The 18,209-nt window shown below is 62.2% G+C and carries 16 protein-coding genes and 1 pseudogene; 3 read left to right on the top strand and 14 right to left on the bottom strand.

From position 1 onward, the window contains the following. Window positions 1–227 precede the first annotated feature (227 nt). A complete protein-coding gene (locus AB6724_RS18770; RefSeq protein ID WP_369340053.1) occupies window positions 228–1,628 on the bottom strand; it encodes an aminotransferase-like domain-containing protein in 1,401 nt (466 codons plus the stop codon). Window positions 1,629–1,805: 177 nt separating this feature from the next. On the opposite strand from AB6724_RS18770, the gene AB6724_RS18765 reads away from it, so the two are divergent. Beyond that, window positions 1,806–2,042 (top strand): hypothetical protein, encoded by a 237-nt coding sequence (locus AB6724_RS18765; protein ID WP_369340052.1) that lies wholly within the window; start codon window positions 1,806–1,808, stop codon window positions 2,040–2,042. Window positions 2,043–2,090: 48 nt separating this feature from the next. On the opposite strand, the gene AB6724_RS18760 is transcribed toward AB6724_RS18765, so the two are convergent. The 8 genes and pseudogenes from AB6724_RS18760 to AB6724_RS18725 form a co-directional block, all read right to left on the bottom strand. Next, window positions 2,091–4,484, bottom strand: coding sequence for a putative bifunctional diguanylate cyclase/phosphodiesterase (locus tag AB6724_RS18760; RefSeq protein ID WP_439329897.1), 2,394 nt, complete (start codon window positions 4,482–4,484; stop codon window positions 2,091–2,093). Next, the gene (locus tag AB6724_RS18755; protein WP_369340051.1) at window positions 4,474–5,235 is read right to left on the bottom strand and encodes a GGDEF domain-containing protein; all 762 of its coding nucleotides are present in this window, start codon (window positions 5,233–5,235) and stop codon (window positions 4,474–4,476) included. The genes AB6724_RS18760 and AB6724_RS18755 overlap by 11 nt, the downstream gene beginning before the upstream one ends. Continuing rightward, window positions 5,236–5,625 carry a DUF1987 domain-containing protein gene (locus AB6724_RS18750; RefSeq protein WP_369340050.1) on the bottom strand — a complete coding sequence of 130 codons (390 nt, stop codon included), beginning with the start codon at window positions 5,623–5,625 and terminating at the stop codon, window positions 5,236–5,238. It abuts the gene before it with no gap. Between the two features lie 34 nt (window positions 5,626–5,659). Then, complete coding sequence (locus AB6724_RS18745) at window positions 5,660–6,226, bottom strand: SiaB family protein kinase (protein WP_369340049.1); 567 nt, start codon at window positions 6,224–6,226, stop codon at window positions 5,660–5,662. Between the two features lie 15 nt (window positions 6,227–6,241). Further along, the gene (locus AB6724_RS18740; RefSeq protein ID WP_369340048.1) at window positions 6,242–7,474 is read right to left on the bottom strand and encodes a SpoIIE family protein phosphatase; all 1,233 of its coding nucleotides are present in this window, start codon (window positions 7,472–7,474) and stop codon (window positions 6,242–6,244) included. 164 nt (window positions 7,475–7,638) lie between these two features. Beyond that, a pseudogene (locus tag AB6724_RS18735) lies at window positions 7,639–8,180 on the bottom strand (PLP-dependent aminotransferase family protein); the annotation flags it as partial. Window positions 8,181–8,293: 113 nt separating this feature from the next. Then, window positions 8,294–9,505 (bottom strand): porin, encoded by a 1,212-nt coding sequence (locus AB6724_RS18730; protein WP_369340047.1) that lies wholly within the window; start codon window positions 9,503–9,505, stop codon window positions 8,294–8,296. Between the two features lie 362 nt (window positions 9,506–9,867). Then, window positions 9,868–10,926: a beta-keto acid cleavage family enzyme gene (locus AB6724_RS18725; RefSeq protein WP_369340046.1), complete on the bottom strand. Its 1,059-nt coding sequence runs from the start codon at window positions 10,924–10,926 to the stop codon at window positions 9,868–9,870. 135 nt (window positions 10,927–11,061) lie between these two features. Between AB6724_RS18725 and AB6724_RS18720 the strand changes: the two genes are divergently transcribed. Continuing rightward, window positions 11,062–12,042, top strand: coding sequence for an AraC family transcriptional regulator (locus AB6724_RS18720; RefSeq protein WP_369340045.1), 981 nt, complete (start codon window positions 11,062–11,064; stop codon window positions 12,040–12,042). A 3-nt stretch (window positions 12,043–12,045) separates the two neighbouring features. Here the strand turns inward: AB6724_RS18720 and AB6724_RS18715 are convergent, their stop codons facing one another. From AB6724_RS18715 to AB6724_RS18700, 4 genes are all read right to left on the bottom strand, one after another. Continuing rightward, window positions 12,046–13,158: a porin gene (locus AB6724_RS18715; RefSeq protein ID WP_369340044.1), complete on the bottom strand. Its 1,113-nt coding sequence runs from the start codon at window positions 13,156–13,158 to the stop codon at window positions 12,046–12,048. Between the two features lie 239 nt (window positions 13,159–13,397). Continuing rightward, complete coding sequence (locus tag AB6724_RS18710; protein WP_439329896.1) at window positions 13,398–14,402, bottom strand: Bug family tripartite tricarboxylate transporter substrate binding protein; 1,005 nt, start codon at window positions 14,400–14,402, stop codon at window positions 13,398–13,400. 92 nt (window positions 14,403–14,494) lie between these two features. Then, on the bottom strand, window positions 14,495–15,091 hold the full coding sequence (locus AB6724_RS18705; RefSeq protein ID WP_369340043.1) for an RBBP9/YdeN family alpha/beta hydrolase: 597 nt from the start codon (window positions 15,089–15,091) through the stop codon (window positions 14,495–14,497). A gap of 15 nt (window positions 15,092–15,106) precedes the next feature. Further along, the gene (locus AB6724_RS18700) at window positions 15,107–15,958 is read right to left on the bottom strand and encodes a TauD/TfdA dioxygenase family protein (protein WP_369340055.1); all 852 of its coding nucleotides are present in this window, start codon (window positions 15,956–15,958) and stop codon (window positions 15,107–15,109) included. Between the two features lie 171 nt (window positions 15,959–16,129). Here AB6724_RS18700 and AB6724_RS18695 point away from each other — a divergent pair, with 171 nt between their 5' ends. Then, window positions 16,130–17,143 (top strand): AraC family transcriptional regulator, encoded by a 1,014-nt coding sequence (locus tag AB6724_RS18695; RefSeq protein ID WP_369340042.1) that lies wholly within the window; start codon window positions 16,130–16,132, stop codon window positions 17,141–17,143. A 72-nt stretch (window positions 17,144–17,215) separates the two neighbouring features. Here the strand turns inward: AB6724_RS18695 and AB6724_RS18690 are convergent, their stop codons facing one another. Continuing rightward, complete coding sequence (locus AB6724_RS18690) at window positions 17,216–18,199, bottom strand: Bug family tripartite tricarboxylate transporter substrate binding protein (RefSeq protein WP_369340041.1); 984 nt, start codon at window positions 18,197–18,199, stop codon at window positions 17,216–17,218. Between the last annotated feature and the right edge of the window lie 10 nt (window positions 18,200–18,209).

The following is an 18,209-nucleotide window of genomic DNA, read 5'->3' as shown; positions in this document are numbered from 1 at the left end:
AGGAAGACCTTGGGCTACAGAACCCCGGCTGAGATGTTTGACGAGTGCGTTGCATCGACCGGTTGAATCCACAACCCGAAGCTGATGTTGGCCAGCACGGCTCACGTAGCTTTCTTTCAGTCTGTTCACTTTCGCGCGTGATCTCACGATACATAAACACCGAGGCAGCAAACCCATGCGACCGTATTGAGAGAACTCCTGAAGGATGCTCCGTGTTTCCTGGGCAGCTAAACCACAGCCGCGCTGAACGACTCGGGCCGCCTTGCAAGCAGATGGGACAGCCGTTGAAGACCCGCCTGTAAGCGTCCACGGTCCTTGATGCTGCCCAAGGAGATGCGAATGGCATTCACGGATCCGCTGCTGGTTGCGTCAGTTGCGAATGCTTCCGCCAGCGTGACGGCGATGCCCTCGCTGTCGGCTGCACGCTCAAGCTGTGCAGAGCTCCAATACCCCGGCAACTCGAGCCATGCATGCAGGCCGTCTCCAGCGCCGCTGTACCTCCCCGCTAGAAGATCCCGAGCCATCCGGTGGCGCAGACGCGCCTCCTTGCGTACGCCTTCCAGCAATCCGTCGGCCGAACCGTCGAGAATCCACTGCGTGGCCAGCGCGGCCGTCAGCGGAGCGACCATTAGTGCAAATGATCTGAGCGCGGCCAGGAAGCGTTCGCATTCGTGCGGGTCCCGGATGAGCACGAAGGCGACACGCAGGCCGGGCGTCAGGCATTTCGACAGGGTTGAGATGTAGCACACCTGTTCCGGGGCAAACGTGGCAATTGGTGGTGGCGGGGCATCGGCAAGCAGCCAGTAGGGATCGTCCTCGACGATGCGTACATTGCAGCGCTTGGCGGTGTTGGCGAGCTCCTTGCGCCGACGTTCCGGAATGGTGATGGCGGTTGGGTTCTGCAATGTCGGATTAAGGTAGACCAGCCGAGGCTGGTGCTGGCGGCACGCTTGCTCAAGCCTCTCAGGCACCATCCCGTACTGGTCCGCTTCCACCGCAATGATGCGCCGGCCGAACTGGGTCGCTGCGGCACGCAGGCCGGGATAACTCGTCGGCTCTGCCAGGATCACATCGCCAGGCTCCGTCAGCGCAAGAATCAATGCGGCGATCGCCGCTTGCGCGCCAGGACAGACAACCACCTGCCGAGAATCCAGCGGTCCAAACATCGGTGCTAGCCATTGGGCTCCAGCCTTGCGGTCGGAGTCGCTTCCCCCGCCCAAGTGGTAAGTCATCAGCAATGCAGTATCTGCCCTCATCAATACTTGAGACAAACCTTGTTTCAACATGTCGTCGAAGTCCACGCCATCCGGCGGTGGTGGGGTATTCATGCTCAGATCGAGGATAGCGCTCAGTTCAACTTTCGGCGCCGCGACATAAGTGCCTCGAGCGCCGCGCCCCTCCAACAAGTGGCGGCGCCTGGCTTCGTCATATGCACGCGTGACCGTCGTCAGGTCGACGCCCAGCTGTGCTGCCAACCGGCGCTGCGGAGGTAGACGGTCACCCGGGGTCAAAGATCCGTCTGCCATCGCCGCCTGCAAGGCATCCGCGATCTGCAAAAACCGTGGCCCGCCATGCACGGACAATCGTGGCAACCAAACTGGCAAACTGTCATCTTGTATGGCTTTCATATGAGGACATTTTGTCTTTTTGTCTCAATGTATGGAAATTGCTTTTAAGTAATATGCCTTGGAGCGTGTGGCAACACCATCCTTGTATGGCCGCCGCTGACGTTTTCGCCTCTCTCGACCGGGAGGTGGTGTTCCTTACGATAGACAGTGTCAAGTCATAGGCTGGAAATTTTCAAAATGATCGATTGGGTCCCTGTAGTCTTCGTTACGTTCAAGGTTCTCATCTTCGGCACGTGCATGTTCTTCGCCATCAAGTGGCATTACGACCAGGGCAAGAAGAAGGGGATGACTAAGGGCGCACTACTGCGCACGGGCGGCAAGGTGGTTGCCGCCTTCATGCTGGCGCTCCTGGGTGTGTTGCTCTTCACCTTCGGCCTTGCCAGGATGCTCGGTATGGACTTGAGCCTTCCATGATGGCAAAGACGGATCGATTCAGGCAGTTGAAGGAGGAAAACGCCAGGCTCACGCGCAGGTATGCCGATCTCGCTCTCGTGCACCGTGCTTTGAAGGATTGTTGAGTGCATAGAGGACGGCCGCTGCCGACTCCTCCGTTCTGAACGCTGGAGCGCCTTGTGAATCAGAAGAACGTTCGTTCGGCGGCGCGGCCGTTTGGGCAGGGCTTTCGGCTTTTGCATTGGGGCAGTACGTTTGAAGCCAGGTCACCAGAGCTTTCTTGTCCATGGGCCTGGCGATGTGATAGCCCTGTCCTTCATGGCAATCCATGGCCAGCAGTGCTTTGCACACAGCGGCGTCCTCGATCCCTTCCGCAAGTACGCTAAGACCGAGCTTTCGGCCCAGCTGCACCACCATTTCCGCAATACGAGCTCCGTCTGGCTCGCTGAGCTGACGCACAAAGGAGCGGTCGATCTTGATGCGGTCGAGGGGAAGCTGCTCCAGATAGCTCAACGAGGAGTACCCCGTGCCGAAATCATCGATGGCGATCGAGACGCCTTTTGCCCTCATCGCTGAAAGCGTTGATTTCAACAATTCCGTGGGGAGTGCCGCCACTGATTCGGTGATCTCCAACTCAAGGTGATCTCCGCGCAAGCCGCTGCTGGCTAGTGCGTCGCAGACCATCTCGAGGAATCCTGGATCCTGAAGCTGCACCGTGGAGACATTGACGGCTATGCGCTGCGGTGCAGCTCCTGCATCCAGCAATTCGCGCATCGTTGCGCATGCGGCCATGAGCACCCATTGACCCAGGGCAACAATGAGACCGGAGTGCTCTGCGACGGGAATGAATTTGTCGGGTGGCACGAATCGGCCGTCTTCCGTGCGCCAGCGAAGAAGCGCCTCGATTCCGACAAGGCCATTGGTTGCGAGATTGATCTGAGGCTGGTACACAAGAAACAACTCCCTGTTCTCGATCGCCTCCCTCAGTTCGGACAGCAGCAGCGCACGAGACCGCGCCTCGGCGCCCATTTGCTCGGAGTACTGCAGGTCTTGACCACGGTGGTCTCGTTTTGCGCGTTTCAGTGCGATCGTTGCATCCTTGACCAGGTCTGCCCCTGCCCGAAATTCTCTGGGCAGAAGTACATAGCCACAGGTGAGCGAGACCTTGTACGGGCCCCCATCGATACTCAGCGGTTGGCGCACGCACTCCAAAAGACCTCTTGGTTGTACCTGTCGAATGGGGCCCAGTACCCCGAAGGTATCTGCGCCCAGCCGGGCCAACAGCACATCGCCTGGGAGCGCATCTTCGAGACAGCGAGCGACACGTTCCAAAAGACGATCCCCAAACAGATGGCCCATCAGATCGTTCGTAGCACTGAAATCGTCAATGTCGATCAAAGCCAGGATGTAGTCGGTCATCCCGCGCTTTGCGCATTCATCGACCGCCTCGACGAAATGCGCACGATTGGGGAGGTTCACCAGAGGGTCATGGTATGCGCTCTCTTTCAAGCGCCCGAGCAAACCGCGGTTATGCAGCAACGTGTTCAAGTTGGCACAGAAGACATCCAGCAACTGCGGATGCAGTACAGCGTGTTGCTTGGGCACATCGATAAACACCACGAAGTCTTGTCCATCTTGGTGACCGATATGCAGCGCCAGTCCGCCAGTGTCGCCGTAGACATTGCATCGACCTGCCACGGATTTCCTCAGCAGGCCCAGTTCCGGCGTCGGCGGCAGCAACTGCAGCGGGAGCCCGATCAGCTCTGAGAAGCGGCCAGTTGCCGCCTGTACGAAGTAGCCCTCAGGATTGGCCGGCTCCTGGGCGCAGACCAGGCCTGTTTGCGCGACCTTCAATAAAGCCGCGAGCTGTGTCAATACGCCCGATGCGAACTCGTAGGAGTCTTTGGTCTCAAGAAGAGAGGCACTGGATCGCAGAACATGCTCCAGACCGCCTCGGCTCGTATCCGCCGCGCAGAGCTGCTTGTAGGAACGAACTGCGGTGGCGACGATGACGCGCAGCCGATCCGCAGTCAGTTCCGCCTTCGTTCTGCAGTCATTGATGTCATAGCTAAGCAGTGCCTCAAGACCTGGCTCCTGTTCCGGCTGCCCGGTGAGAAGAACGATGCGGGTATTCCGCAGAGCCGCTGAGCGGCGGATGAAATCCACCAGATCGAGTCCCGCGCTGGAGCGCTCCATGGCTGGATCGAGTATGACCACGGCCAGGTCGTTTTCGAGCAGAAGCAGTGATCTTGCCTCGTCGACGGAAAACGCATGCATGAACAGCAGAGGGCGCTCAAACAGCGTTTGAGCATTCAGGGCAGCACGGGTTGCCGAGTGAACCTCGGGATCCCTGTCTACGACGAGGATGCGCCACCGGGGCCCGCTGCCCGGATCTACGCTTCGCGTTGCGTCGATGGTGGCCAAGCTTGAGTGCTGCCCCCTTGGTGCCGACTCAGACCTCATGTTCGAGAGACGGCAAGGAACACGCAGCAAGGCAGACCCGGTTGCGTCCGCCACGCTTTGCGACATAGAGGGCTTCATCCGCGAGCCCATATGCGTTGTCGAAATCGCCGCCCGGAAGCGCCCAGCTCACGCCAAAGCTGGCAGTGACGCCACTTCCATCGGGCAGATCGAATTCGTAGCTTTCAATCGCGCGCCGAAGGCCTTGTGCGAGCCTCTCGGAAGCGGGCCCACTTTGGCGGGGCAAGACAACGGTGAACTCTTCACCCCCGACCCGGCCTATGTGTGCCGTGGCAGGCACCACTGCCTGAAGACAGGCAACGACGCCGAGGATGACCTTGTCCCCCATGGGGTGGCCAAAACTGTCGTTGATCCTCTTGAAGTGGTCGATATCCAGCACGATCAGCGAGAGGTCATCATGCGCGAAGTGGCGGTTCACCAAATCAATCACGGCAGCTCTGTTCAAGACGCCCGTAAGAGTGTCGTGAGTGGCCCGATGTTCAAGCTCCGCCGCCAGATCCTGCAGTCGAGCATTCAGCTGGTTCATCTCCAGTTCCGCCCGATCGCTGCGGCGCACCAGCCGGCGCGTTTCGCGCAGCAGCCTTTCGTATGCGAGGAGCAGGTCGCCCAGTGCCTGCCGGCATTGAGATGGAGCGGAGCAAGCACAGCCAGCATGCGCCGCTCGCGCGGTCAACAGCGCCTGATTCTCTGCCTCAAAGAGATCTGGCGACGCCGCTACGCCAGGGCTGTCCATTCAGGCTGCTCCGACTGGATGGGTCACGAACTCGAGAGCGGGGAAATCCTCGCTCAGCTCCTGCCCGAACTCAAGAATGGTGTCGTCTTCTTCATCGTGATACCAATTGAGCACCACGCGATTACCGGCCTCTGCGGAATTGCTCAGGGCTTCTATCAAATTGAAGAGCATCTTGGTGCTGGAGCTGTTGAAATATGCCAGCGCGATATTCACTTCAATCTTGGTATCCGTCTGGACGGACAGATAGTCCTTAAGCCGCGAAATGATGTCGCTGTAGAAAGCTGCGGCATTTTCTGGGTAGGACTCGCCACGCACGCTCAAGGTATGCGCGTCAAAACTAAAATCCACCTCGGGCGAGCTGGGCGTCGGGGCAATGTAGAGGTTTTCCATCGGTTTTCTTTATTCGTTGACGGTCTCGCTGTGCCTATATGGCCGCCTTCAAGTAGAAGACCGGCGAGTCACCGGACTCGGCGTCGAAATCAAACTCCAACGGCTCCCTGGCATCCCGGGCAACGGTCAGGAAACCCATGCCCGCACCTTTGCTTCCTTCCGGCGTCTCCTCGCGAAGCGTCTGTCTATAGGCTTGCTTGATCTCTTCAAGTGTCATGTTCCGCAGCGCGTTCAGTTTCACTCGAAGCTCTTCGGCCATTGGCGGCTCTACGGGGTTTGCACAAAGCAGCAAGAAACTGCCGTCGTCTTCCCGGCGAATGCAAACCGATCCGTGACGCAGCTCCCCGTTGTCCAGACTGGATGGGGTCAGCGAATCAGCAGAGTAATGAATGATGTTCTGCGCCATCTCCACGAACGAGGAAAACAGCTTGCGCCGAGTTGGGGCCGCAACCCCAGCGACTTCAAGCTGCAACTTCACCGCATCGGCCATTGCCGCAACGATGTGCTGCGAGAAGTAGCCGACGTAGTAGAAGATGACTTGGTGCTGGCGTGCCAAATTGAAGAAGGAGCCGTACTTCTCGGCAATCAGGGGGGAAGGCATATATGGGCCTGGAGGCTAGGTGCGAAAGCAAAAGAATGTCAGGTCGTCACGGCGGTGGTGTTCACCTTGCCAGGCGCGAAGAGTCTCGAGCAGCGCCAAATTGATCTCTGAAGGAGATTTCTCCCGGTTCTCGACCAGTGACTCCCGTACCCGGCGCTTGCCAAGAGCAATGCCACGCGGACCTCCGATCTGGTCAATCAGTCCATCGGTGCTCACGAAGACCAAGGTGTCACCGGGAAGACTGACTTCCTGATTGCACCAGGCGAAGTCGATCTCGCTGTCGACATAGCCGACTCCTTTGCGCTGGCCCTCCAGTACCTCCACGGTGTCCGCTCCGGGGCGCAGCAAGAACATCGACAGCCTTGCACCCGCAAAGGTCAAGCGCCCGTTTGCCGGCTCGAACCAGAAGCAAGCCGCATCCATGCCATCGTCGGAGCCCGGCGTTCCATCCTGGCCGTTCACCTGACCCAGCATCTGCTTGATGCTGCGATTGACATGGCCCAGCAGCTTGGCCGGGTCGCGTGGCCCGTGATGCTCTATCGCCTGATTGAGGCTGGTTGAGGCGATCAGCGTCATGAAAGCCCCCGGCACTCCATGCCCCGTGCAGTCGGCCACGGTCGCAAACCAGCCGTCAGAGCCCGTGCTGAACTGATAGAAATCGCCGCCCACAATATCGCGCGGCTCCCACACCAGATGGGCTTGCGGACAGGCTCGAGCGAGCGCATCCAGGGAGCTGCGAAGCGTCGATTGCTGAATCACGCTGGCGTACTCGATGCTGTGCATGATCTGGCGATTGCGCGAAGCCTGCATGTCCGCGACCACTCGCATGAGTTGCAGCCCGTTGCCTGTCCCGGCAAATGCCCCATCGCGGGTAATGATGAAACCGTCGGACAGCGCCTTCTCGCCATATTCCACGGTCTTGAAGGTCAGCGCCTCGATGTCCAGAGCTGAGTCCACTATCAGCGGCTCCTTGTCCATGAACGCGATGCAGCTCTTGCGGCCGTAGAGTTCCATGCGGAACTGCTTGCTCATCTGAGACAGGAAGATGCTCCGATTAATGAGCCCAATAGGCTGCCTCCCTTCCACCACAGGAAGACTGACGAGGTCACGGTGGCGGTTGAAAACCTCCATGACCTGCTCGTTCGTGTCGTCAGTCGTCATGCACGGAACCTCGGTGCACAGGTCGGCAGCACTGGGTGGGCGAAAACGTGGCCGGAAGTCGCTCAGATACTCGGGGATTTCAGGCATGCAGCATCGCCAAGGGAATCATTGTGAACAAATGTTACTAACGATGTATGGCGATTTGATGACAAGCTGCTGCAGAGCAATAGCGGTGCGACAGGTCCCTGTCCAGGAGTCCTCAGCCGCTTTCTTTCGTGAGTGGCTGCCAAGGGTTGGCGAAGGCGGGTCTGTCGGAAGCGCAGCCGAACTGGACAAACGCCTGAGAGCCCTTGCCTGAAGCGATGCCAGCCTGTCTGTGCTGAAAAATGCCTCTTCAGGGCGTCGCGCAACACATGGTGGCGTACGCGGTAGAGGCGTCGCATACGACCGAGATGTCGTTCGAACTCCCCACTCTCCATGAAATCCGCGAGCGCCAGCTGCTCGAGCCAACTGCCTTCGCGCAGCAGCTCATGCGATGCGCCCTGGGTCTGGCTAATAACGCTTCGCGGAAGCACCACGAAGTCGATACGCAGTGCCGGAAACATCGTTTTGCTGAACGAGCCGACGGAGCATCGGGCGGCAGTCCCTGCATGCTCGCTATGGGCCCGCCGGTGTGCCGGAATGCGCTTGTCCTCGATCAGCCACGCTCTGGCGAGCTTTGCCTGAGCAATCAGTTCCAGACATAGTCTGATCGACGGCACCGCAGGGGAACAGGTGGAGGCGATGTGTAGACAAGCTTCGGAGGAGGTTCGCGCCATGCCTGCGGCGGTAGGGCGAGGCCTTCCTGCTCGACCCGAATAGATTTTCAACCCGCCCTCGCTCGCCAGTCTGGTGCGCCAGTGGCGATGCCTGCTTTTGACAAAACGGCCGCGAGATCGCCGCCGTTTTCGTATTTCAAATCCCGCTTCAGAAGCTATGCCGCAGGCCCACCATGAAGGCCCGCACGTTCTTGTCTGCGGCCACGGGGCTCGCGTACATGGGGCTCAGCGCCATATTGGCGCCGTTGTTGCTCACATAAGCGCCTTGCACATAGGCCCAGGTGCGCTTGGACAGCAGATATTCCAGGCCCAGCACAAACTGCGTGGACTTGCTGCCCGCATTCTTGTTGTCCTTGATGTGATAGTAGGCCGTGGTGAGGTTGAGGTAGGGCGCGGGACGCCAGCCGGCGCCGATATTCCACATGTCCAGGCTGTCTGAGCCGCCGGGCACGATCACATGGTCGGGGTTGCGCGCCGCATAGTACTGGCCGGCGATGGTGTAGTCGCCCAGGGTGTAGAGCGCGCCCACGGAATACAGGCGGTTGGTGTTGGCCGTTTCCGAGAAGCCCGCGGCGCGCGCGGCGGCCGCGCCGGCACCGGCGTTGCCCAGGGCCGCGGCATAGATCGCCGTGGCATTGGCGAGGTTGTTGCCGTAGCCGTTGTAGTAGAGCGCGGAGAGCTTGAGCCCGCCGTTGTGATACAGGGCCGTGACCGATTGCTGAGAATTGGCCTTGCCGCCGCTTTCGCCAAACGAGTAGGCAAAGTCCAGCTTGAGGTGATTCCAGGTGGGCGTGGTGTAGACAATGGTGTTGTCGTCGTAGATCGTGCCGAAGGCGACGTTGGAGTTGTTGCCTATCCAGGCGCGGCTGGCGCTGTTCATGCCGACGATGGCGGTCAGGGCCGAGCCGAAATAGCGCAGGCCGCGGGCATCGGTGTACTGCATGGCCCAGGCCGCGGGCGAGAACTGGCGGCCGAGCTTGATTTCGCCGAAGCTGCCGGACAGCCCGACCACGGACAGCTGATTGAAGAAGGAGGTGCCGCTGCTGGAGTTGGCGCCGCCCGTCGTGCCGTTGGTGGTGTTGAGATTGCCCTGCAGCTGGAAGTTGGCGCGCAGGCCGCCGCCCAGGTCTTCGCTGCCTCGCAGGCCCCAGTGGCTGGCGCCCAGGCCGCCGTCCTTGGCCTTGACGGCCGAGCCGTTCTGCGCCGTGGTGGGCAGATAACCGGTGCCGGCGCTGTAGTTGGACATGCTGAGCAGGCCGCTATCCAGCGAGCCATAGAGCGTGACGCTGGCCTGGGCTAGCATGGGCAGGGCAGCGGCGCAGGCGAGTGCCGCAATCGAAAAGGCTTTAGGGTGGGCCATGCTTGTCTCCGTTTTTTACTGCTTGTTGGGTGCTGCGCCAGCGGCTGATGCCGGGCCGGCCGGTGCGGAGAGCCGATGCCAGGGCTGCACAGCTCTCTGGTCTGCAGTGTTGCGAGCGGGCGATTTATGGTTTTGCTTTGCACGCCATAAATTTCTCAAGCCATGCCAGCTAAGGGATTCCGATCAAGGGGTAAACCGCGCTGTCACCGAAGCGTCATCAGCGATAAATGCTCATTTATTGGTAGTAAAAAGGCCAAAAAAATGCCCCTGTGCAAGGGGCATCAAACAAGGTGCGGCAGCACCTCGCGCATATGGGTTTGAAAAAGGCCGACGCAGACGCTGCGGCACGGCCCTGGAGCGGCTTATGCGACCTTGCGCAGATAGCCTTGCTGGCCACCGTTGCGGTTGGGTGCAAAGCCGTTCTTCTCCAGCGTTTCCTCGACGCTGTCGTAGAACACGCCGATCTGGCAGATCTCGCGCGCCTGCTGGGGTGTGGCGATGGGGCGGCTGCACTCCTTGGCGATGCGCACCAACTGTTCGATCTGCTCCACCGTCCCCATCTTCTTGGTGCGGGTCTGGTTCCAGAGGTTGTCTTCGGTGCCGCAGCGCACATGCAGGCCCATGGCGATGCCCATGAGATTGATGGGCAGCACATTGAGCACCGAGGCCTCCACGGTCAGGATGGCTCCATCGGGTACGGCGCGCACAAAGTTGGCCAGGCTGTAGATGCTGGGCTGGTCCATGCCACCGCCTATGGCCACCCAGTTCATGACCAGCGGGCCTTTGTAGATGCCGCGGCGGATCAAGCGCTCCACCGATTCGAAGCTGTTGATGTTGTAGCACTGGAAGGCACTCTGGATGCCGGCCGCAGACAGGCGGCGGATATGCTCCTCGGCCCAGCCCGGCTGAGCGGGCACCGTCATTTCCTTGTAGGCGTTGAAGACGGCCGGGTCCTCCATCGAGGTGCCAGCGTAGTCGCGCGCATCGAACTGCTCGAGGATATTCATCTGCGAGGTGTTGATGGTCACCGTCACCTGGTCGGGCTTGGGGTCGAGCTCGGCCAGCATGTGGCGGGTGTCGTCGGACAGCCACTTGGCGGCCGCGCCCTCGGTCTCGGGAGCAAAGCTGATGGAGCCGCCGACCTGGATGATCATCTCGGGCACACGCGCGCGCACGCCGGCGATCAGCTCGTTGAACTTGGACAGGCGCTTGCTGCCGCGGCCGTCGAGTTCGCGCACATGCAGGTGCAGCACCTGGGCGCCTGCGTTGTAGCAGTCCACGGCCTTCTGGATCTGGTCTTCCATGGTCACGGCGATTTCGCCGGGGAAGTCGTCGGGCATCCACGAGGGCGCGTAGGGTGCGGCGGTGATGATCAGTGGCTGCTGGTTTTCTGCAACGAGGTGGCCGTCGAGGAAGTTCATGGTGGACCTTTCAAATCCTGGGTTTCAAGCCTTGGAGTGGGTGGCTCAGGGCTGGAATGTAGAAGTGCTCCTGGTTTGTTGATTGACGATTTGGGACAGTGATTTACCATTCCGGGACATCCAGGGAAAACCTTTATGACCGCTTTGATGCGCAGCGCAAGCCTTGCCCACTACGCCGATCTGGCCGCCAGCGTGGGCCTGGTGCCGCTGGAAATGCTGGCCGCCGTGGGCCTGCCGCGTACCAGTCTTGAAACCACGGAGCTGCGCATTCCCGCGGCCGCGGTGATGCGCTTGATGGAGCTGTCGGCCGAGTGCTCGGGCGAGCAGGCTTTCGGCCTGCGCCTGTCGGTGACACGGCGGCTGTCGTCCTTTGGCGTTGTGGGCATGCTGGCGCGCGACGAGCCCACGCTGCGCCAGGTGCTGGACACGCTCAACAGCTATCTGTATCTGCACAACGAAAGCCTGAGCACGCGGATTCATGAGGCCGGCGGCGTGGCGGTGATAGAGCAGCAGTTTCTGCCCTCGGTAGGTGCGGGCCGCCAGTCGGTGGAGCTGGCGCTGGGCGCTCTGTACCACACCCTGTGTCTGGCGCTGGGCCCGGACTGGAAGCCACGCAGCCTGAGCTTCATGCATCCGCCGCCCGCGAGCCTGGCCTGGCATCGCAGCATACTGGGCGGCAATCTGCTGTTCTCCCAGGACTACAACGGCATCGCGCTGTCATCGGCCGATATGGATCTGCCGCTGCACACGGCCGACCCCGGCATGCGCCAGCAGATGCGGCAACTGGTGCACGAGGACCTGGGCGGCGGCAAGCTCTCGATCTGCGACGAGGTGGAGCAGCTGATCACGGCGCTGCTGCCCACGGGGCGCTGCAGTGCCGATCAGGTGGCCTTGCATCTGGGCGTGGACCGGCGCACCGTGCACCGCAGGCTGGCGGCCCAGGGCACGGGCTTTGTCGAGCTGCTGGACCGCATACGCCAGGAGCAGGCGCAGCGCCTGATGGGCTACGGCGACCGCAAGCTCTCCGATATTGCGCCGCTGCTGGGTTTCGGCAGCCTCAGCGCTTTTTCGCGTTGGCGGCGCAACCAGCAAGCGCGTCCTGCTTCGAAAAGCTGAGCGTCAGAAGCTGTGGCGGATGCCCAGGTCGAAGCCCGAGGCATTGCCGCCGGCCGTGGGAATCGGGCCATTCAATGCACCCGTGGCCACGGGCAGATTGATGCTGCCGCGGTTGTCGACATAGGCATAGGTACCGTAGAGCGCGGTGCGCTTGGAGAGGTTGTGGACATAGCCCACCGCATATTTCTGCGAGCTGCTGCCCGCGTGGTCGTTGCGGGTCAAGCGCATCAAGCTCATGGGGATGGCGTCGGTGCCGACTTTCCAGACGGCGCCCAGCTGCCAGAAGCGCACGCGGTTGGCCCCGTCGAGCGCGGCCAGGCGGTTGCCGGTACGGTTTTCCCCGGCCAGGGCCATGAATTTATGCCCCTCCCAGAGATAGGAAGCCGCGAGGTTGATCTGGGTGTAGTCGTCCACGGCGCGGTTGCGGGTGGTCACGGCGGCGATGGCCGCATCCCATTGCGCTGCGCCATAGCCGAGGCGCGCACCATAGACATTGCCGTCCTGGCGCTCGGGGCCGGCGGCGTTCTCGCCGAAGGCCGTCATGGCCTGGAAGAAAAGTCCCTGGCAGCCGGGACCCGAGCAGCCCGGCGAGAAATAGCCGACGCTGTTGGAGGCGCGGAACGCGGTGACCGTCGTGCCGTGCAGCACATGGGCGCTCATGCCCACGCCCACGCGGAAAGGGTCGTAGAGAAATAGATTCCAGAAGGCCGGCGTGTAGTCGCGGCCCAGGCGCAGCTCGCCCCAGTTCTTGTCCTGCAGATAGACATAGGATTTGCGGTTGAAGGTCAGGCCGCTGCCGGCGCTGGTGCCCGAGGCTTGGTTGTTGGTATTGCTGGCCTGGCCCGTGCCGGTGTCGGCATTCAAGCCGGCCTCCAGGTCGAAGCCGGCGCGCAGACCGCCGCCCAGCTCTTCATGGCCTTTGAAGCCCAGGCGGCTGGCCTGATTGCCGCTGGAGGTCAGCATCTGGCGCGAGCCGGCGCCCTCGGCCCTGTAGGAAGAGACGGCCATGTCCATCACGCCGTAGATCTGTACCGAGGACTGGGCCCAGGCGCCTAGAGGGGCTAGCGCGCAGGCCATGGTGCCCAGAGTATGGAAAGCCAGTTTTGTCGTACCCATTGCAATCTCCTTGAACTGATAAAACACCAACGAAACAGAGGGGGAACCTGGACCGCGCCCGCAAGCACGAAGGGCGCGGAAAAATTTGGGCCGCAGCCGAGCTCCCGGCCGGAAAACCGGCAGGTTGCGGAAAATCGGGCGCAGGTCGGCACAGCCGCGGGCGGGCTGCTTCAGCGCACCGCGCAGATGGAGCGAGTCGGGGCGGGCCGCGAGGGCCCGCGGCTAGGTCTGAGCGGGGCTCAGTTTTCGGGCGTATAGCCTATGGACTTGAGCAAGGCCGCCTGTTTTTGGCTGGCGTCCTTGAGGTCGGCCATCATTTCCGCCGTGGTGACGGGCTGGCCGGGCTCCATGCCTATGGTGGCCAGCTGCTTGAGCACGGCGGGCTTGCGGAAATGCGCGAGCGCCAACTCGCGCAGCTTTTGCTGGATCGCGGCCGGAGCCTGGGGATGGGACCAGACGGCGAACCAGCCGGACTTGGACAGCTGGGGATAGCCGAGTTCCTTGAAGGTCGGCACATCGGGCAGGGCTTGCAGGCGCGTGGGAGAGACGGCTGCGAGAGCTCTGATCTTGCCGCTGCGGATCAAGGGCAGTGAGGTGGTGAGGCCGTCGAACATCACCGGTATATGGCCGCCCATCAGGTCTACCAGCGCGGGCGGAGACCCTTTGTAGCCCACGTGGCGCAGATTGATCTTGGCCAGCTGGCCCAGCTGCATGCCCGAGGTATGGCCTTTGAAGCCCGTGGCATAGGAGGCGAAGTCCACGCCGTCGGGCTGTTTGCGCGCATAGCCTATGAATTCCTGCAGATTCTGGAAAGGCAGGCCGGGGTTGGCCACCATGACCAGGCCGGTGCGCGTGAGCTGCGCCAGCGGCGTCAGATCCTTGAACGGGTCGTAGCTGACCTTCTGGGCCAGGGGGGCTTCGCTCAGGGCGCCGTCCTGAATCACGAGAAAGGTATAGCCGCTCTTGCCGCTGGCCTTGAGTTCGTGGATGCCCAAAGCGCCCGAGGCCCCGGCCTTGGATTCCACGATCACCGGCTGCTTGAGCTCCTGCTGCAGGCCCTCGGCCAGCAGGCGGGCCAGGGTGTCGGCCGTGCCGCCGGCCGGACCGGTAACTATCAGGCGTATGGGCTTGCTGGGCCAGTCGGATTGAGCCAGCGCGGGCAGGGCCGTGCTGGCAACCATGGCCAGGGCGGCCAGGCCCAGGTGGCGGCGCGGAATCGGGGAGGCGGGTGTAGTTGCCTTCATTTTTGTCTCCTTCAAGGGGTACATGGCCCCAAAGCGCGTACCCATATCTATGTTTTGGACGGGTGCGCGCGCTCTATCGTGGGCGGCGATTGTCAGCCTTGGATGGCTGGCTCGGCCCGTGGCGTCTCGACCATCTCGAGCAGCTCGGCGATCAACTGCTGGGCCATGGGCCAGGCGCCATGGCCCGAGGCCGGGTTGAGGTGGCCCACGGGGCCCAGTTCCACTAACCGGCTGCCCCAGTCGCGGGCAAAGCCGCGCGCGCGCTCCAGCGGGGTCAGCGGGTCGTTGCTGCTGGCCGCAAGAATGCTGGGAAACGGCAGGCGCTGACGCGGAATCGGCATCCAGCCATGAGCGGACAGTACTTCCTGGGTGGGGTAGCCCGCGGGCATGGGGGTTTCCACATCGGCGGGCGCCGCGAGCAGGGCACCGAGTACGGGGCGTGCGCGGCGCAGCGCCCAGTGCGCGACCATCATGCAGCCCGCGCTGTGGGCAACGATGATCACGGGGCCGTAGACGGCCTCCAGTGCCCGGTCGATCGCGTCCAGGCGGGCCTGGCAGCTGAGCTTGTCCTGCTCCAGCGGCGGCACGGTCACACAGTGGGGTAGCTCCTTGGCCAGCAGCGTCTGCCAGTGCTCCTCAACATGGTCGCGCAGGCCGGGGATGATGAGAATCGTGGGATTCAACGTCATTTCCTATCTCCTGGCTCAGTCCGTGGGACCGCCGATGATGGCCGTGCGCTCCATCCTGCGGTGGCAGGGCTCGTAGTCCATGACCGCGTAGTGCTGGGTCGAGCGGTTGTCCCAGAAGGCCACGCTGTTCTTCTGCCAGCGAAAGCGCACCTGGTATTCGGGAATCATGGCCTGGCTGGTCAGGTAGTTGAGCAACTGCGCGGCGCCCGGCGATTTGTCCAGGCCGTAGCGCACATTGGCCGGCGTGTTGTAGTTGGTGAAATGGGTGGTGAAGCTGCTGTTGACGAACAGGATTTTCTCCCCGGTCTCGGGGTGGATGCGGACCACGGGGTGCTCGGCATCGGGGTACTTGGCCTTGAGGGCCAGACGCTTGTCGATGGGCATGGCTGCACCGAAGCTGGACTCTATGCTGTGGCGCGCGCGCAGCGGCTCGATCTTGGCCTTGATGTCATCGGGCAGCTTGTCGTAGGCCATCACCATATTGACCCACATGGTGTCGCCACCCACCGGAGGGCATTCCACGCAGCGGAGCACGCAGCCCATGGGTGGCTGCTCACGCCAGGTAGCATCGGAGTGCCAGGAGTTCTCGTTGCGCTCCAGGGGGCTGTCCGGGGTCTTGTAGATCTGCACCAGGCCCGGATGGTCGGGGTGGCTGCCGACCACCGGATGGTCTTCGAGCTCGCCGAAGCGGCGTGCAAAAGCCACATGCTCGGCGCGGCTGATGTCCTGGTCACGAAAGAAGATCACGCGGTGCTTGAGCAGCGCCCGGCGAATCTCGGCCAGCAGGTCGTCGTCTTCGGCAGCGGCGCCAAGATGGACATTCGACAGCTCGGCGCCTATGGAGCAGCTCAGGGGATGGACCTGCATGGAGCGGGTCAAGGAGCTGGAGCGGACAAGCGCCGGCGCGATGGCCGTATCGTTCTTCATGCGGTTTGTCTCCTTATAGAATTGACATGCATCCAGTGTGAAAACACCCCGTAAACAGCGCTTGTCATTACATGACTGGTGCTTTGCATTTAGTGCCAAGTAAGTGAAACCATGGCCTCTCTCGTCCGCGCAGCCTGTTTGACCAATTACGCGGAAGTGGCGCGCGCTTCGGGCCTGAACAGCACGCGCATGCTGCTCGACGCGGGCCTGAGTCCCGGCGTGCTGAGCGAGCCCGATCTGATGATTCCGGTGGACAAGGTCGGGCGTCTGCTGCAGGCCTCGGTCGAGCAGTCGGGCAACGAGAGCTTTGCCCTGTGCATGGCGCGCTCGCGCCGGCTATCGAATATGGGGCCGGTGGGGCTGCTGATCCGTGATCAGGAGACGCTGCGCGATTCGCTGAATCTGCTGGTGCGCTATCTGGCCTTGCTCAACGGCGCGATGACGCTGGACGTCGACGAGCAGGCGGATACCGTGGTGATACGCGAGCTGCTGCTGGCCGGCCGCGCCCACGAGCCCACGCGCCAGCGCGTGGAGCTGGCGCTGGGCGTGATGGTCGAGGCGATCCGCCAGCTCATAGGCCATGACTGGCAGCCGCGCCTGGTCTGCTTCGAGCATGGGCCGCCCCGCGATCCGGCCATGCACCACCAGATGTTCGGGCCGCGCGTGGAGTTCAACCACGAGTTCAACTGCATCGTCTGCGCCAAGGCGGATCTCGACACCCGCAACGAGTTCGCCGATCCGGCCATGGTGCGCTATGCGCAAAAGCTGCTGGATTCCGTGGCCCCCGTTGGCGACGAGGCCGTTCTCGACGATGTGCGGCGCACCATTTTGCTGCTCATGCCCAGCGGGCGCTGCAGCATAGAAAAAGTCAGCGAGCATCTGGGCGTGGTGCCGCGCACCGTGCAACGGCGCCTGATGGAGAAGGGGCAGAGCTTTTCCTCGCTGATGAACGATATCCGCAAGGAGTTGGCTGCGCGCTATGTGTTTGAGACCAGCCGCTCCCTGACCGAAGTCGCCGAGCTGCTGGGATTTACTGCGCCCAGCAGTTTTTCGCGCTGGTACCAGAGCCAGTTCGGCTGCAGCGCCAAGGACAGCCGCGCCAGGGCCCAGAACGACGCCACATAAAAAACGCGGGCCATGGGCCCGCGAAACTACCAAGAAAACAGCTGCCGGCTGCACGGCCTGGGGCCGCGACTCTCAGTTGCCGGCGAGCTTGAGCTTGCTCAGGATCTTCTGGTTCTGCTCCACGGTGGCCAGCATCTTTTGCTGCAGCTCCTGCTGGGTGCTGGGCTGGGGCGCGTCGAAGCCCTGGGCCTTGAGCTGGGCCTGGAACTTGGCGGAGCGCGTGATCTTCTCCATCTCCTGGCGCACGCGCTGCACCAGCGCCGGGGGCGTGCTGCTGAGCACGAACAGGCCCACGCTGGCGTCGGGCATCACGAAGTCGGGCATGTTCTGTTCCGCAAAGCTCGGGACCTCGGGCAGCAGGCGCGAGCGGGCGGGCGAGACCACGCCCAAGGCCTTGAGCTTGCCGGCCTTGATCAGTGGCGCGGCATTGCTGACCACCTCGAAGGTGAGCTGGACCTGGTTGCCCAGCAGGTCGACCATGGCCGGCGCCGAGCCCTTGTAGGGCACGGTGGTGATCTTGCGGCCACTTTTCTCGCTCAGCAGCTCGCCCAGCAGGTCCGAGCGCGTGCCCGGGCTCAGGTTGGCGATATTGATGGCCGTCTTGCTTTGGCGCGCATGGTCGAGCACCTCCTGGATCTTGCTCGGCGCAAAGCCGGGGTTGGCGACAAGGATGTGGACCATGCTGGCCACGTCCGCCACATAGGTGAAGGTCTTGTGGACATCGAACGGCGTCTTCACGGTGAGCGGAAAGTCCGTCCAGATGCTGGATGGTGCGACCATCAGGGTATGCCAGTCCGCGGGCGCATTCATCACGGCGCGCTCGGCAATCACGGCCGAGCCGCCGGGCTTGTTGTCCACGATGACGGGCTGGCCCAGATTGGTCTGCAGATGGTCGGCGACCAGGCGCGCGACCCCGTCGGAGATGCCTCCGGGAGGGGCCGGGACCACCAGGCGCAGGGGTTTGCTGGGCCACTCCTGGGCCTGGGCCGCGGCGGTCGCCAGGCCCAGGCACAGAACGGTGGTGCAGGTACGCAGCTTGTACATGATGTTTCGCATGTTTGGCTCC

Source organism: Comamonas guangdongensis (assembly GCF_041079535.1).
GTDB classification, from domain to species: Bacteria; Pseudomonadota; Gammaproteobacteria; order Burkholderiales; family Burkholderiaceae_C; genus Comamonas; species Comamonas guangdongensis.
Note: the sequence above shows the minus strand (reverse complement) of the source record. Positions and strands in the feature narration are given on the sequence as shown.